Raw genomic sequence first — 14469 nt, forward strand, 5'->3', positions numbered from 1 at the left:
GAACTGTGTGTCGTCGTGTCAGTACGCGACGGGAGCACACTGGAGTACATGTCCCCCAAGCCTCCCGAGGGCGAGTCCCCGCCTCTGGACGGCGGGCTGCCCGCCGCGGCCCTCGTCGAGCTTCCCCGGCGCGCGTTCGGCATCTACATCCACGTCCCCTACTGCGCGGCCCGGTGCGGGTACTGCGACTTCAACACCTACACGGCCGCCGAGCTCGGCGGCGGCGCGAGCGCCGCGAGCTACGCCACGACCGCCATCGCCGAGCTCGCACTCGCCGCGCGGGTTCTCGGCGACGGAGCCCCGCCGGTGGACACGGTGTTCTTCGGTGGGGGCACCCCCACGCTGCTCCCGCCGGCGGACCTCGGCGCCCTGCTCGCCGCCGTCGACGACACGTTCGGGCTGCGCCCGGGCGCCGAGGTGACCACCGAGGCGAACCCCGAGTCCGTGGACGCGGTCGCGCTCGAACAGCTCCGGGCCGCCGGTTTCACCCGGATCTCGTTCGGGATGCAGAGCGCCCGGCCGCACGTGCTGGCCACGCTCGACCGCCGGCACACCCCCGGCCGGCTGCCCGACGTCGTCTGCTGGGCCCGCAAGGCGGGATTCGAGCAGGTCAGCGTCGACCTGATCTACGGCGCGCCGGGTGAGTCGGAGCCGGACTGGGCCGCGAGCCTGGCCGCCGCCATCGAGCTCGCCCCCGACCACGTCAGCGCCTACGCGCTCACCGTCGAGGACGGTACCCGGCTGTTTCGCCGGGTCCGCCGGGGCGAGCTGCTCGAACCCGACGACGACCTGCTCGCCGACCGCTATGTCCAGGCCGACGAGACGTTCGCCGCGGCGGGCCTGACCAACTACGAGGTCAGCAACTGGGCCAGCGGGCCGGCCGCCTGGTGCCGGCACAACCTGGGCTACTGGCGGGGCGACAGCTGGTGGGGGATCGGCCCGGGCGCGCACAGCCACGTGGGCGGGGTCCGTTGGTGGAACATGCGCCACCCGACCGAGTACACCGAACGGCTGCGCTCCGCCCGCAGCCCCGCGCAGGCCCGCGAGACCCTGGACGCCGACGCCCGCCACGTCGAGCGGGTCATGCTCGCCGTCCGCATGTCCGACGGCCTCCCGCTGTCCGCCCTCACCGAATCCGCCCGTTCCTCCCTCGACGAGCTGACCGCGACCGGCCTGATCGACGGCCCGGCCCGCGCCGAAGGCCGGATCAAGCTGACCCGCGAGGGCCGCCTCCTGACCGACACGGTGGTCCGAGCCCTCCTACCCGACTCATAGCCCGAAATCGACCCAGCCGAACGCCGCCAGAAGTCCCACCGCGGAACGCGACCACACGGCGAACGCGGAAGGCGTCAAGACGTCGGGACGCGGGACGCGGGACGCGGGACGCGGGACGCGACCAAGGATCCCAACACGGTACGTGACCAGAAGTCCCAACCCTGGATAGGCGCTGCCCAAGACTTTCTGCCCCTACACAGCACCAGATTGGCGAGGGCGCCAAGCGCCCGAGTCAGGCAGGGCGGCCAGAGGCGCGAAGCGCCGTCTCTGGCCGAACGCCACCGGAGACCGGCCGATGGCGAGGCAGGGCGAGGGGGGAGGAAGCTAGACTTGGCACTCACGGCTGCGGAGTGCCAGGCTGGAATGATCTCGTCACCCCGAGGCGCGTCACACCCGACGTGACGCGACGGCGGACTGGCGGCGATCGTCCGGCAGTGGAGGAGGCGCGTTGATGATCCTGCGCTCTGGGCCGGCACGGCTGGGCGGAGTCCCTCGACGGCCGTGGCCCGGTGAGTCAGGCTGGTCAGCTGGGCGCCGGCCCCGACAGGCGCGGCCGTGTGGTCGCCGAGGGGGTGCGTGACGTGCTGGAGGAACGCCGCCTGGAAGTGCTGCGGGCGATCGTCGAGGACTTCGTGACCAGCAACGAGCCGGTCGGCTCGAAGGCGCTGGCCGAGCGGCACGCGCTCGGGGTCTCGCCGGCCACCGTCCGCAACGACATGGCCGCGCTGGAGGACGAGGGCTACATCACCCAGCCGCACACCAGTGCGGGACGCATCCCGACGGACAAGGGCTACCGGCTCTTCGTCGACCGCCTGTCCGGGGTCAAGCCGCTGTCGAGGGCGGAGCGGCGGGCCATCCAGAACTTCCTCGAGGGCGCCCTCGACCTCGACGACGTGGTCCGCCGCTCGGTCCGGCTGCTCGCCCAGCTGACCCGGCAGGTCGCCGTCGTCCAGTACCCGTCGCTCACCTCCAGCCGGGTCCGGCACATCGAGGTCGTCCAGATCAGCGCCGGCCGGCTGCTGATCGTGCTGATCACCGACGCCGCCCGGGTCGAGCAGCGGATCGTCGACGTCGGCGAGCCGGTCGACGAGGAGACGGTGGCCGAGCTGCGGATGATCCTCAACCGCGCGCTCGGCGGCCGGCGCCTGTCGGATGCGGCCGCCGCGGCCGCGTCGCTGCCCGAGGAGGCCGGGCCGGGGCTGCGCACCCAGCTCACCGTGCTGGCGACGGTCCTGATCGAGACGCTGGTCGAGCGGCAGGAGGAGCGGATCGCGCTCGCCGGCACCGCGAACCTGACCCGCTCGGCCGTGGACTTCTCCGACTCGCTGCGCTTGATCCTTGAGGCGCTGGAGGAACAGGTGGTGCTCCTCAAGCTCATCGGCTGGGCGCGGGAGCCAGGTACCGTGACCGTGCGCATTGGTCGCGAGACGGACGTCGATGCGTTGCGGTCCACCGCGGTCGTCGCGACCGGCTACGGCCGAGGCGCGGCCGCTCTGGGCGGCATGGGGGTGGTCGGCCCCAAGCGGATGGACTATCCGGGAACAATGTCCGCCGTGTGGGCCGTGGCGAACTATGTGGGTGAAGTGCTGGGCGCCGGATGACGGCCACCAGCCACGAGCGGATCAGCTGAGGGCCGTGGTCTTCCGAATGGCAGTGGACTTCTAAATGGCAGTGGACTACTACGCCGTGCTCGGTGTCGGCCGTGAGGCGACCGGAGACGAGATCAAGCGGGCCTACCGCAGGCTCGCCCGGGAGCTGCACCCTGACATCAACCCGGACCCGGAGGCGCAGCAGCGGTTCAAGACCGTGACGGCGGCCTACGAGGTGCTCTCCGACCCGGAGAAGCGCCAGATCGTCGACCTCGGCGGCGACCCGCTCGCGCCGGGCGGTGGCGGTGGTGGCTCGCCCTTCGGGGGCGGCGGCTTCGGCGGCCTCGGCGACATCATGGACGCCTTCTTCGGGGGCGGCGCGAGCCGCGGGCCGCGGTCCCGGGTGCGGCGGGGCAACGACGCGCTGCTGCGCATCGAGCTGGACCTCGCCGAGACGGCCTTCGGCGCCAACCGGGACATCACCGTCGACACGGCCGTAGTCTGCGACCTGTGCACCGGTTCGGGCGCGTCCCCCGGCACCTCTGCGAGCACCTGCCCGACCTGCAGCGGTCGCGGTGAGATCCAGCAGGTCACCCGGTCGTTCCTCGGCCAGATGGTGACCTCGCGTCCGTGTACCCGCTGCCAGGGCACCGGGACCGTCATCGAGCACCCGTGCCGCGAGTGCGCCGGCGACGGCCGGGTCCGCAAGCGGCGCACCCTGACCGTGAAGATCCCGGCCGGGATCGAGGACGGGATGCGCATCCGGCTGTCCGGCGAGGGCGAGGTCGGGCCTGGCGGCGGGCCGGCCGGCGATCTTTACGTCGAGGTCTCGGAGAAGGCGCACCCGATCTTCAGCCGGGAGGGCGACGACCTGCACTGCGACCTGCGGCTGCCGATGACCGCCGCGTCGCTGGGCACCACCGCCACGCTCGACACGCTTGACGGCACCGAGACGATCACGGTCAAGCCGGGTACCCAGCCGGCCGAGGTGATCCGGCTGGCCGGCCGGGGCGTGCCGCACCTACGCGCGGTGGGCCGTGGCCACCTGCACATCCACGTGTCGGTGGAGACGCCGACGAAGCTCGACGCCGAGCAGGAGCGGTTGCTGCGCGAGCTGGCCCGGCTGCGTGACGAGGAGGCGCCGGCGGTCGTCAGCGCCGCGACCGCGAACACCGGCCTGTTCAGCCGCCGCCGCGGCGGCCGGAAGAAGTAGGCCCGCACCGGTGGTGACGACCCCCGTCTTCCACCTGGCGCCGCTGCCCACCGCCGACGTCTTCACGCTCGCCGGGCCGGAGGGGCGGCACGCGGCCACCGTGCGCCGGCTGCGGGTCGGGGAGCGCCTCGACGTCACCGACGGGGCCGGGTCCGCGCTGCGCTGCGAGGTCGCCGCGGTGCGCCGGGACGAGCTGGACTGCCGGGTCCTGGACCGGGCGCACACCCCAGCGCCCGCACCGCGTCTCGTCGTCGTGCAGGCGCTGGCGAAGGGCGACCGGGGCGAGCTCGCGGTCGAGATGCTGACCGAGGTCGGCGTCGACGAGATCGTGCCGTGGTCGGCGGCGCGCAGCGTCGCCCGCTGGGACGGTGAGCGCGGCGCGCGCTCCCGGGCGCGCTGGGTGGCGAGCGCGGCCGAGGCGGCGAAGCAGGCCCGTCGAGCGCGCTGGCCGGTCGTCGGCGAGCTGGCCAGCACGAGTACGGTGCGCGACCGGCTTGGTGCCGCCAGCCTGGGGCTGGTCCTGCACGAGAGCGCCGCCGAGCCGCTGGCCAGCCTGGCGGCGGGCCGGGCGGGCGGCTGGCCACCGACGGGGGAGATCGTGCTCGTGGTCGGACCCGAAGGCGGGATAGCGGATGAGGAGCTCGCCGGCTTCGGGAAGGCGGGCGCGGTCGCCGTGCGGCTCGGCCCCACGGTGCTGCGTACCTCGACGGCCGGCGTCGCCGCGGCGGCCGTGCTGCTCGCGGCCATCGGCCGGTGGGACGGCTAGACTGAACCGGTAGTTCGTGTGGCATTCCGCGCCGAGATATTTCGGGAGCGAGATTTTTCGGGAGCAGGGTTCTCGGGAGCTGGGTTCTCGGGGCTCGTTTTCGAGGATCGAGCTGTGCGGATCGCCGCTGGAAGATTCCTGCCCTGATACAGACGAGAGGTGTCTCGGCCCACCCGCGGCCGTCCTCATGCCCGAATCCGCCACGCCCCACGGCACCGCCACTGCCCAGGGTGGCGCCACGCGCGCCATCACCGCTCCAGCCCCGCCGACGGTCACCTGTTTCGTGGTGCCCGGCCCGCACAGCATGGTCAGTCTTCTCGGCCAGCAGGACGAGCTGCTCCGGGTCATCGAGCAGGCCCTGCACTCCGACATCCACGTCCGCGGCAACGAGATCACGATCACCGGGGAGCCGGCCGAGAACGACCTGGCCGTCCGGCTGTTCACCGAGCTGTCCGCGCTGCTGGACGCCGGGACGGTGTTGTCCGCGCAGCACATCGAGCATTCCCTCGCGATGCTGCGCGGCGGTGGCACCGAGCGGCCCGCCGAGGTGCTCACCCTCAACATCCTGTCCAGCCGCGGCCGGACGATCCGGCCGAAGACGCTGAACCAGAAGCGCTACGTCGACGCGATCGACACGCACACGATCGTGTTCGGGATCGGCCCGGCCGGCACCGGCAAGACGTACCTCGCGATGGCCAAGGCGGTGCAGTACCTACAGGCCAAGAAGGTCAACCGGATCATCCTGACCCGGCCGGCCGTCGAGGCGGGGGAGCGGCTCGGCTTCCTGCCGGGCACCCTGTTCGAGAAGATCGACCCGTACCTGCGCCCGCTGTACGACGCGCTGCACGACATGGTCGACCCGGACTCGATCCCACGGCTGATCCAGAGCGGCACCATCGAGGTCGCCCCGCTGGCCTACATGCGCGGCCGGACGCTCAACGACGCTTTCATCATCCTCGACGAGGCGCAGAACACCTCGCCCGAGCAGATGAAGATGTTCCTGACCCGGCTCGGCTTCGGCGCGAAGATCGTCGTCACCGGCGACATCACGCAGGTGGACCTGCCGTCCGGCACCCGCAGCGGCCTGCGGGTCGTCCGGGAGATCCTGGACGGCATCGAGGACGTGCACTTCGCGAACCTGACCAGTACCGACGTGGTCCGCCACCGGCTCGTCAGCGAGATCGTCGACGCCTACTCACGCTGGGACGCGATCGACGGCGCGACGCCCGCGGCCGGCCCGGGCGCGCCACGGCCGGCCGCCGCCCGGCCCGCCCGCCGGGAACGACGGTGACGGCGCGCGCGGCGGTCACGGCCAGTCTGCCGGCAGGGAGACCCTGATGTCCGTGTTCATCGCCAACGAGACGGGCGAGTCCGACGTCGACGAGGTGACGCTGGCCGGGCTGGCCCGCTTCGTGCTCGACGCGATGAAGGTGAACCCGCTCGCCGAGCTGTCCATCATGATCGTCGAGACGGCGGCCATGACGGACCTGCACGTGCGCTACATGGGCGAGGACGGCCCGACCGACGTGCTGGCCTTCCCGCAGGACGAGGCGTTCGAGTCGAGCTACGCCGACTCGGCCGACAACGACCCGGCCACGCTGCTCGGCGACGTCGTGCTGTGCCCCGAGGTGGCCCGCGAGCAGGCCGTCACCGCGGGCCACACCACCCAGCGGGAGCTGCACCTGCTGTGCACCCACGGCATCCTGCACCTGCTCGGCTACGACCACGCCGAGCAGGCTGAGGAGCGCGAGATGTTCCGCCTCCAGGAGGACCTGCTGGTCCGCTGGGAGGCCGCCGTCGCCCTCGAGGCTGGCGCGGGCTCGGCTGGCGCCCCGGCCGGCCCGGCCAGCGCCGGCTGAGCCGCCGGTAACGGGACGACGTAATGGGGTCTGGAGATACGCCGCTCATCCTGTTGGCAGTCGCGGCCTCGCTGGTGGCCGCCGCGCTCGGCGGGGTCGACGCCGCGCTGACCCGGGTCTCCCGGGTCACCGTCGAGGAGTTCGTCCGCCAGGGCCGGCCCGGCGCGCGCCGGCTGGCGATCGTCGTCGCCGATCCGGGTCGCTACCTGGCGCTGCTGCTGCTGTTGCGGATCATGGGCGAGATGGTCGCCGCCGCGTGCATCACGATCGTCGCCGCGCACGCGTACGGGACCGGCTTCGCCGCGGTGTTCCTCGGCGCGGCGATCGCGACGCTGGTCGCCTACGTGCTCGTCGGGGTGATGTTCCGGACGCTCGGGCGCCAGCACGCGCCGTCGGTCGCGCTGGCGGGCGCGGGCCTGACCCTCAGCCTGGCCCGGCTGCTCGGGCCGCTGCCCCGGCTGCTGATCGCTCTCGGCAACGCGGTCACCCCGGGCAAGGGCTACCGGGACGGCCCGTTCGCCTCCGAGGCCGAGCTGCGCGACCTGGTCGACCTCGCCGAGGAGAACGAGGTCATCGAGCCGGAGGAACGCGACATGATCGCGTCGGTCTTCGAGCTCGGCGACACCCTGGTCCGCGAGGTGATGGTGCCCCGGCCGGACATGGTCTTCATCGAGTCCACCAAGACCGTCGACGCGGCGATCTCGCTCGCGCTGCGGGGCGGCTTCTCGCGAATCCCCGTCGTCGGGGAGAGCGTCGACGACATCGTCGGCATCGTCTTCCTCAAGGACCTGGTCGGCCGCGAGCGTGAGGGCGGCGGCGACGGGTCGGTCGAGTCGGTGATGCGCCCGCCGGTCCTGGTACCGGAGAGCAAGCCCGCCGACGACCTGCTCCGCGAGATGCAGGCGTCGCGCACCCACATGGCCCTCGTCATCGACGAGTACGGTGGCACCGCCGGTCTGGTGACGATCGAGGACATCCTCGAGGAGATCGTCGGCGAGATCGTCGACGAGTACGACAGCGCGGTACCGCGGGTCGAGTGGCTGGACGACGAGACCGCCAGGGTGACCGCCCGGCTGGAGGTCGAGGACCTCGCGGAGCTGTTCGGCGTCAGCGAGGACGACCTGCCGGGCGCGGACGGGGTCGAGACGGTCGGCGGGCTGTTGGCCAGCGCGCTGGGCCGGGTCCCGATCCCGGGTGCGACCGCCTCGGTCGGCGGGCTGTCGCTGACGGCCGAACGGGCGGCCGGCCGGCGCAACCAGATAGGTACCGTCGTCGTGCACCGCCTCGGCACCGAGACGGTCGCCGGCGGTGACCCGGGCGACCCGTTCTCAGCCGAGGCCGACTCGCGCCGGGACGGCAGGGGCGAGAACGGTAGGTCCGCCGGCAGGGGTGAGGCCAGCCGGGGTGGCAGTCAGAAGGGTGAGGAGCGCGATGGGCAGCGAGGCCAACGAGACCCAGCTGGCCGCTGAGCCGCGGGACGCCGGGCGACCGGGTGCCGAGGCCCGGCGGGGCGAGCCGGTGACCGGTGAGCTGGCCGCCGAGGACGCCAAGCTGGTCGTGCTCGCCCGGTCCGCGCGGCTGCGGGCCTACACCCCGCACGGCGAGCTGGCCGAGGGCGCGGCCGTCCGCGACACCGACGGCCGGACCTACGCCGCCGCCACCGTCGGGCATGCCCGTCCCGAGCTGGTGACCAGCGCGTTGCGGGCCGCCGTGGTGGCAGCCGCCGCCAGCGGCGCCCGCCGGTTCGAGGCCGCCGCCATGGTCACCGAGAACGCGGCGCCCGCTGCCGACGACCTCGCGGTGCTGGCCGAGTTCGGCGCCGGCGTCCCCGTCCTCCTCGCCGGCCCCGACGGCGTTCCCCGCAACCGGACGGTGGTCTGACATGGCACGACACCCCACCCAGGCGCCGGCGTCGGGCGCTCCCGAGCGCTCGGGAGCGCCCGACGCCACCCAGCCGGCCACGTTCCGGTCCGGGTTCGCCTGTTTCGTCGGCCGGCCGAACGCCGGCAAGTCGACGCTGACCAACGCCCTGGTCGGGACGAAGATCGCGATCACGAGCGGCCGGCCGCAGACGACCCGGCACGCCGTGCGCGGCATCGTGCACCGGCCCGACGCCCAACTGGTGCTCGTCGACACCCCGGGTCTGCACCGGCCGCGCACGCTGCTCGGCGAGCGCCTCAACGATGTGGTCCGCGCGACCCTCTCCGAGGTCGACGTCGTCGGCTTCTGCGCGCCCGCCGACGAGCCGGTCGGCCGCGGTGACCGGTACATCGCCGAGGAGCTGGCCCGGCTGCCCGGGCGGACCCCGGTCATCGCGATCCTGACCAAGACCGACCTGGTCAGGGACCCGGACCGGATCGGCGCCCGGCTGCTGGAGCTGTCCCAGCTCGCGGACTTCGCCGAGATCGTGCCGGTGAGCGCCGTGCCGGTGCCGGTGCGGGGGGAGGCCCCGACCGGCGACCGGGATCACGTCGCCGGCCACCAGCTCGACGTCCTGGCGGACCTGCTGGTCGCGCGGCTGCCGCTGGGGCCGCCGCTGTACCTGGACGGCGAGCTGACTGACGAGCCGGAACGGGTGATGGTCGCCGAGCTGGTCCGGGAGGCGGCGCTGGAGGGCGTCCGCGACGAGCTGCCGCACTCGCTCGCCGTGGTCGTCGAGGAGATGCTGCCCCGCGAGGACCGGCCGGCGGACCGGCCGCTGCTGGACGTGCACGTCAACGTGTTCGTCGAGCGGCCCAGCCAGAAGGCGATCGTGATCGGCGCCGGCGGCTCCCGGCTCAAGAACGTCGGGACCACGGCCCGAGCCCAGATCGAGGCACTGTTGGGCACCCCGGTCTTCCTCGATCTGCACGTCAAGGTCGCCAAGGACTGGCAGCGCGACCCGAAGCAGCTGCGCCGCCTCGGCTTCTGACCGCCCTCTGGTGGCCTGGGTGGCGACCTGACCAGGCTGGCCGCGCGGCGTGTCGCTGGTGCGTGCGACCATGGGTACATGCCGGTCTACCGCGATGAGGGGGTCGTGCTGCGCACGATGCCGCTCGGCGAGGCCGACCGGATCATCACGCTGTTCACCCGGCGCAACGGGCGGGTCCGGGCCGTCGCGAAGGGCGTGCGCCGGACGTCGTCGCGGTTCGGCGCCCGGCTGGAGCCGGCGATGTACGTCGACCTGCAGCTGCATCAGGGCCGCTCGCTGGACACCGTCACCCAGGCCGACCTGCTCGGATCCTACGGCGCGGTCCTCGCCGTCGACTATGCACGGCACACGGCGGCCGCGGTGATGCTGGAGACCGCCGAGCGGCTGACCAGCGAGGAGCGCGAGCCGGCGCTGCGGCTGTTCCTGCTGCTCGTCGGTGGGCTGCGCACGCTCGCGTCCGGTGAGCATCCGCCCGGGCTGGTGATGGACGCCTTCCTGCTGCGGGCGCTCTCGGTCAGCGGGTACGGGATGGCGCTGGACGACTGTGCCCGCTGCGGGGAGCCGGGGCCCCACCCGTCGGTGTCGGTCGCCGGCGGAGGCGTAGTCTGCCCGCGGTGTCGACCGCACGGCGCGGCGTCGGTGTCGGTCATCGCCGTCCAGCTGCTGGCTGATCTGCTGCACGGCGACTGGGCCGAGGCGGAGGCTACCGATGCGCGCACCAGGCGGGAGGCGGCCGGCATCGTCGCCGCGTATCTGCAGTGGCACCTGGAACGGGGGCTTCGGGCGCTGCCACACCTCGAGCGGGCGTGACAGCCGGCGCCCGGTCCGCGGCGTCGCGGGAACCCGGCCGTGAAGAGACAGGAACCAGGCACGAACATGGGAGAGGCAATGCGCGTCGGCGTCGCGCCGGAGCAGCGGGGAGGTGGACTTCCGGTGAGCCTGCAGGATGGTGGGGTTAGGCCGCACCGGGACCCGCATCCGCACCCGTCCGGGGCCCGCCCCCCGGCGATTCCGGCGGAGCTGGTGCCCCAGCACGTCGCCATCGTCATGGACGGCAACGGCCGGTGGGCGACGTTGCGTGGACTGCCGCGCACAAAGGGTCACGAGGCGGGCGAGGACGCGCTGTTCGACTGCGTCGAGGGCGCCATCGAGCTCGGCATCCGCTGGATCTCGGTGTACGCGTTCTCGACGGAGAACTGGAAGCGCGCGCCGGACGAGGTGGCCTTCCTGATGCGCTTCGTCGACGGCGTGTTCGGCCGGCGGATCGACGACATGGACTCCCTCGGCGTGAACGTCCGCTGGGCCGGGCGCCGGCCCCGCCTGTGGAACAGCGTCATCCGCCGGCTGGAGAAGGCCGAGGAGCGCACCAAGAACAACGACCGGATCACCCTGGCGATGTGCATCAACTACGGCGGCCGCGCTGAGATCGCCGACGCCGCCGCCGCGATGGCCCAGGACGTCCGGGACGGCCGGCTGAAGCCCGACAAGATCGACGAGCGGGCCTTCGCCCGTTACCTCGACGAGCCGGACATGCCCGACGTGGACCTGCTGATCCGGACCTCCGGGGAGCAGCGGCTGTCGAACTTCCTGCTCTGGCAGGCCGCCTACGCGGAGTTCGCGTTCGTCGACACGCTCTGGCCGGACTTCGACCGGCGCGACCTGTGGGCCGCGTGCGAGGAGTACGCCCGCCGCGACCGCCGCTACGGCGGCGTCATCGCGCGAGCATAGCCGCGTGACCGACCCGGCCGCGCCCGCGGTTCCCGACCGTTTCCACGCCTTGCCGGCGGCTCCCGTGCTGGCGATGGTGCGTTTCCAGGTGCCGGACGCCTCGTTCGGCGTGTTCGCCGGCGGCGCCGAGGCTACGCTCGCCGCGCTCGCCCAGGCGCGGGGCTTCCAGGGCGGCCGGCTGGCCCGGGCCGTCGATGACCCGGACGCCTGGGTGCTGGTGACGCAGTGGGATGGCCCGGGCGCCTGGCGGCGCGCGCTCGGCGGCTTCGAGGTCCGCCAGCTGCTCGCGCCGCTGCTCGGCTGGGCGCTCGACGCCCCGGGCGCCTTCGAGATCCTCGTCGACCGGGGCGGCCCGGGCGACGCGGTCCGCCGCCACGAATCGTCCCTCGCCCCCGACGCCGCCACCGCCGCCCCCGGTCGCTGATCAACCTGGCGCCGTGCTGGCCCGCGACCGCCGCAGGCCGGCAGGCCCCTTCGGACCTGGGACGCGTCGCCGCCGCCGGCCCTGGCGCCTGACCGATGGCCAGTCCTACCTGGTGGCCGGCAAGGCGCCAGCTCCACCGCCACCAGGTATGACCCAATAAGATCGGTCTGGATGGAGTTGTCGCCTCGATCCGGCGGTGACTGTGCGCGGTGACTGTGCGCGCTGGCGCGGGGACTGGGGAGTCGGGTGGAGCTGGCGAAGGGCGCGAACGCGCCGGTGCGGGTTCCGGTCGCACGGGTGTCGCTCACGTCGAGGCTCCCGGCTGGGGCCGTCGACCTTTTCGCCCTCGAGCTGGCCGCGCCCCGCCGGGTCCGCGACGACGGTGACCTGGTCTTCTACAACCAGCGGCGCTCGGCGGACGGCTGCCTGTGGCTGGTCAACGAGCGATGCGTTCGGATCGCCCTGGACGAGGTGCCCGGCGAGGTCGAGACGGTGGTGGTCGCCGCCGGCCTCGCCGACGACTGGCCCGGCACCCTGGCCGACGACCCGGAGACACGCGTCCAGGTCGAGGAGGCCGGCGAGTCGGCCTGGGACGGCCCGGACGACGACGGTGCCTGGGCCGTGAGCCACCGGGTCGAGGCCGAGGGCGGCGAGCGCTGCGTCGTGCTCGTCGAGCTGTACCGGCGCGATGGCGGCTGGAAGGTGCGCGCCGTCTCGCAGGGCTGGACCTCCGGGACGGTCGCGCTGCTCACCGAGCACGGTGTGCACGTCGAACAGGACCTCGCCGGGCCGGACGCCGAAGCGCCCCCTCTCACCCTCCCGCCGACGCTGCCCGAGGTGCCGATCCCGTCGCCTCGGCCCCTCGCACCGGACCGCCCTTGCCCACCGGCCCCTCCCCTCGCGCCGGCGCGGCCCCTCGTCCAGGCCGAGCGTTGGACGCAGGCCGGGCCCCGGACGCAGACCGGGCCCCGCGCGCGGCCGGGGCCGCTCTCGCCCACCCGGCCGTTTCCGCCGGCCCCTTGGGGCGTGCGCGGGACCGATCCGTCCGACGCGCCGACCGAGATCGTCGCCTCTCCGACGGGCGCGTGGCCCGTGTGGCGACGGCCAGATGGTGGGGCCGACGCCGCGCCGGTGGACGTCGGCGGCGGTGGCCACGGGGCGGCCGGTGGCACCCGGCACCTGCGGGTCCAGCCCGTCGCCCGGGCCGGGCGGCGGGCTCCGCTGGACCTGCTGGAGATGGACCCATACGACTTCGAGCAGCTGGTCGCCGACCTGCTGGCGAAGATGGGCTACGACACCAGGCGGGTCGGCCGGTCGGGCGACGGGGGCGTCGACGTCGAGGTCTACTCGGACGACCCGCTGGGGTCCGGGCTGATCGTCATCTCGGTGAAGCGGTACCGGCGGACCGTCGGCGCGCACTACGTCCGCGAGCTCGCCGGCACGGTCGCCGACCGAGACGCGATCAAGGGCATCCTCGTCACCACCTCGGGGTTCGGCCCGTCCTCGGTCGAGTTCGCCGCGAAGAACCGCCTCGAGCTGGTCGACGGCGAGCGGCTGCGCGGCTGGCTCGCCGAGTACCTCCACCTCGACACGGTCTGACCACGCCGCAGGCTCGCTGACCTGGCGCACACCAGTGCGTCGGAGGCGTGGACGGGGCCCGGGCCGCCGGTCCGTAGAGTTGCGATGGTCGGCGAGCGTCCCGCTGGTCGGTGGAGGTGGTGGGTGGTGACTCGCTGGTTCAACACGGCCGGGCCATGCGTCCCCGAGGATCACTACATGATCCCGGCGTCAGCGCGCCTACCCGAGATTCCGCTCCTGGTCGAGCGGAAGGGCTACTTCGTGGTGCCCGCGCCGCGGCAGACCGGGAAGACGACCACGCTGGACGCGATGGCTCGGGAGCTGGCCACGGGTGGTCACTACGCGGCGCTGCTGACGTCGTGTGAGTCCGGGAAGGCCTGGGGCGACGACGTCGGAGCGGCAACCAGGGCGAGCCTGGATCAGCTCCGAAACGATGCGGAGGACGCGCTGCCGGAGGAACTCTGGCCGCCGAGCTGGCCCGAGGCGTCGGAGGGCGCGCTTTCCGGGCCTCGCTGCGGGCCTGGGCGAAGGCATGCCCACGGCCCTTGGTGCTGTTCTTCGACGAGATCGACGCCCTCCAAGGCAGGACGTTGATCAGCGTGCTCAGCCAGCTGCGCAGCGGCAGCCGAAATCGTCCCGTGACCTTCCCGGGCTCTGTCGCGCTTTGCGGCCTTCGGGACCTCCGTGACTATAAGGCGGCGTCTGGCGGGGACCCGACACGGCTCGGTGGCGCGAGCCCGTTCAACATCGCGGTCGAGTCGCTGCGCCTCGGGGATTTCACGCTCGACGAGATTCGCTCCCTGTACGGCCAGCACACCGCCGGAACGGGCCAGGTGTTCGCCCCCGGCGCCGTCGAGCAGGTGTTCGCGCTGACCGCGGGCCAGCCCTGGCTGGTCAACGCGATCGCAAACGAGATCGTCCGCAGGATGGCCGAGGCCGTGATCGGGCTGGCCCCCAACCTGTTCTACGGCACCGGACTGGCCGCCTGCGTGCTCGTCCTGCGCCGGGCGAAGCCCGAGGCGGCCCGCCGTCAGGTGCTCGTCGTCAACGGGGAGAACCGCCGGGCGCGGGGCCGCCGTGGGCCGCCGGGCGGGCGCTGGTGACAGCAACAGGACCGGCGAAGTCC

General features: G+C 73.2%; 14 protein-coding genes. All 14 read left to right on the top strand.

The annotated features are described in order from the left end of the window. The first annotated feature begins 48 nt into the window (after positions 1–48). The 14 genes from hemW (at position 49) to FRADC12_RS33425 (ending at position 14446) form a co-directional block, all read left to right on the top strand. Positions 49–1275, top strand: a complete 1227-nt coding sequence (gene hemW, locus FRADC12_RS23110) for a radical SAM family heme chaperone HemW (protein WP_045880090.1) — start codon at positions 49–51, stop codon at positions 1273–1275. A gap of 581 nt (positions 1276–1856) precedes the next feature. Further along, positions 1857–2876, top strand: coding sequence for a heat-inducible transcriptional repressor HrcA (hrcA, locus tag FRADC12_RS23115; RefSeq protein WP_045880091.1), 1020 nt, complete (start codon positions 1857–1859; stop codon positions 2874–2876). Between the two features lie 64 nt (positions 2877–2940). Then, positions 2941–4077, top strand: coding sequence for a molecular chaperone DnaJ (gene dnaJ / locus FRADC12_RS23120; protein ID WP_045878206.1), 1137 nt, complete (start codon positions 2941–2943; stop codon positions 4075–4077). 10 nt (positions 4078–4087) lie between these two features. Next, positions 4088–4843, top strand: a complete 756-nt coding sequence (locus tag FRADC12_RS23125) for a 16S rRNA (uracil(1498)-N(3))-methyltransferase (protein WP_084011132.1) — start codon at positions 4088–4090, stop codon at positions 4841–4843. A 187-nt stretch (positions 4844–5030) separates the two neighbouring features. Continuing rightward, complete coding sequence (locus FRADC12_RS23130; RefSeq protein WP_232303987.1) at positions 5031–6134, top strand: PhoH family protein; 1104 nt, start codon at positions 5031–5033, stop codon at positions 6132–6134. A 46-nt stretch (positions 6135–6180) separates the two neighbouring features. Next, positions 6181–6702 (top strand): rRNA maturation RNase YbeY, encoded by a 522-nt coding sequence (gene ybeY, locus FRADC12_RS23135; protein ID WP_045878207.1) that lies wholly within the window; start codon positions 6181–6183, stop codon positions 6700–6702. 23 nt (positions 6703–6725) lie between these two features. Further along, positions 6726–8171, top strand: a complete 1446-nt coding sequence (locus FRADC12_RS23140; RefSeq protein ID WP_045878208.1) for a hemolysin family protein — start codon at positions 6726–6728, stop codon at positions 8169–8171. Beyond that, positions 8134–8583, top strand: coding sequence for a cytidine deaminase-like protein (locus FRADC12_RS23145; protein ID WP_232303988.1), 450 nt, complete (start codon positions 8134–8136; stop codon positions 8581–8583). Before FRADC12_RS23140 ends, FRADC12_RS23145 begins: the two co-directional genes overlap by 38 nt. Position 8584: 1 nt before the next feature. Next, positions 8585–9613: a GTPase Era gene (gene era / locus FRADC12_RS23150; protein ID WP_045878209.1), complete on the top strand. Its 1029-nt coding sequence runs from the start codon at positions 8585–8587 to the stop codon at positions 9611–9613. Positions 9614–9691: 78 nt separating this feature from the next. Continuing rightward, positions 9692–10423 (top strand): DNA repair protein RecO, encoded by a 732-nt coding sequence (gene recO, locus FRADC12_RS23155; protein WP_045878210.1) that lies wholly within the window; start codon positions 9692–9694, stop codon positions 10421–10423. 123 nt (positions 10424–10546) lie between these two features. After that, positions 10547–11341: an isoprenyl transferase gene (locus FRADC12_RS23160; RefSeq protein ID WP_045880095.1), complete on the top strand. Its 795-nt coding sequence runs from the start codon at positions 10547–10549 to the stop codon at positions 11339–11341. A gap of 4 nt (positions 11342–11345) precedes the next feature. Next, the gene (locus FRADC12_RS23165) at positions 11346–11765 is read left to right on the top strand and encodes an antibiotic biosynthesis monooxygenase family protein (RefSeq protein ID WP_232303989.1); all 420 of its coding nucleotides are present in this window, start codon (positions 11346–11348) and stop codon (positions 11763–11765) included. Positions 11766–12011: 246 nt separating this feature from the next. Beyond that, positions 12012–13364: a restriction endonuclease gene (locus tag FRADC12_RS23170; protein WP_045878211.1), complete on the top strand. Its 1353-nt coding sequence runs from the start codon at positions 12012–12014 to the stop codon at positions 13362–13364. 527 nt (positions 13365–13891) lie between these two features. Next, a complete protein-coding gene (locus FRADC12_RS33425) occupies positions 13892–14446 on the top strand; it encodes an N-6 DNA methylase (protein ID WP_232304191.1) in 555 nt (184 codons plus the stop codon). Positions 14447–14469: the final 23 nt, after the last annotated feature.

The sequence above is a fragment of the Pseudofrankia sp. DC12 genome (assembly GCF_000966285.1).
GTDB lineage: Bacteria > Actinomycetota > Actinomycetes > Frankiales > Frankiaceae > Pseudofrankia.

Excerpts from the sequence above, each read along its gene's own strand:
- hemW (WP_045880090.1), top strand. The coding sequence starts at position 49 with ATGTCCCCCAAGCCTCCCGAGGGCGAGTCCCCGCCTCTGGACGGCGGG.
- FRADC12_RS23140 (WP_045878208.1), top strand. The coding sequence starts at position 6,726 with ATGGGGTCTGGAGATACGCCGCTCATCCTGTTGGCAGTCGCGGCCTCG.
- era (WP_045878209.1), top strand. The coding sequence starts at position 8,585 with ATGGCACGACACCCCACCCAGGCGCCGGCGTCGGGCGCTCCCGAGCGC.
- ybeY (WP_045878207.1), top strand. The coding sequence starts at position 6,181 with ATGTCCGTGTTCATCGCCAACGAGACGGGCGAGTCCGACGTCGACGAG.
- FRADC12_RS23130 (WP_232303987.1), top strand. The coding sequence starts at position 5,031 with ATGCCCGAATCCGCCACGCCCCACGGCACCGCCACTGCCCAGGGTGGC.
- dnaJ (WP_045878206.1), top strand. The coding sequence starts at position 2,941 with ATGGCAGTGGACTACTACGCCGTGCTCGGTGTCGGCCGTGAGGCGACC.
- FRADC12_RS23145 (WP_232303988.1), top strand. The coding sequence starts at position 8,134 with ATGGGCAGCGAGGCCAACGAGACCCAGCTGGCCGCTGAGCCGCGGGAC.
- recO (WP_045878210.1), top strand. The coding sequence starts at position 9,692 with ATGCCGGTCTACCGCGATGAGGGGGTCGTGCTGCGCACGATGCCGCTC.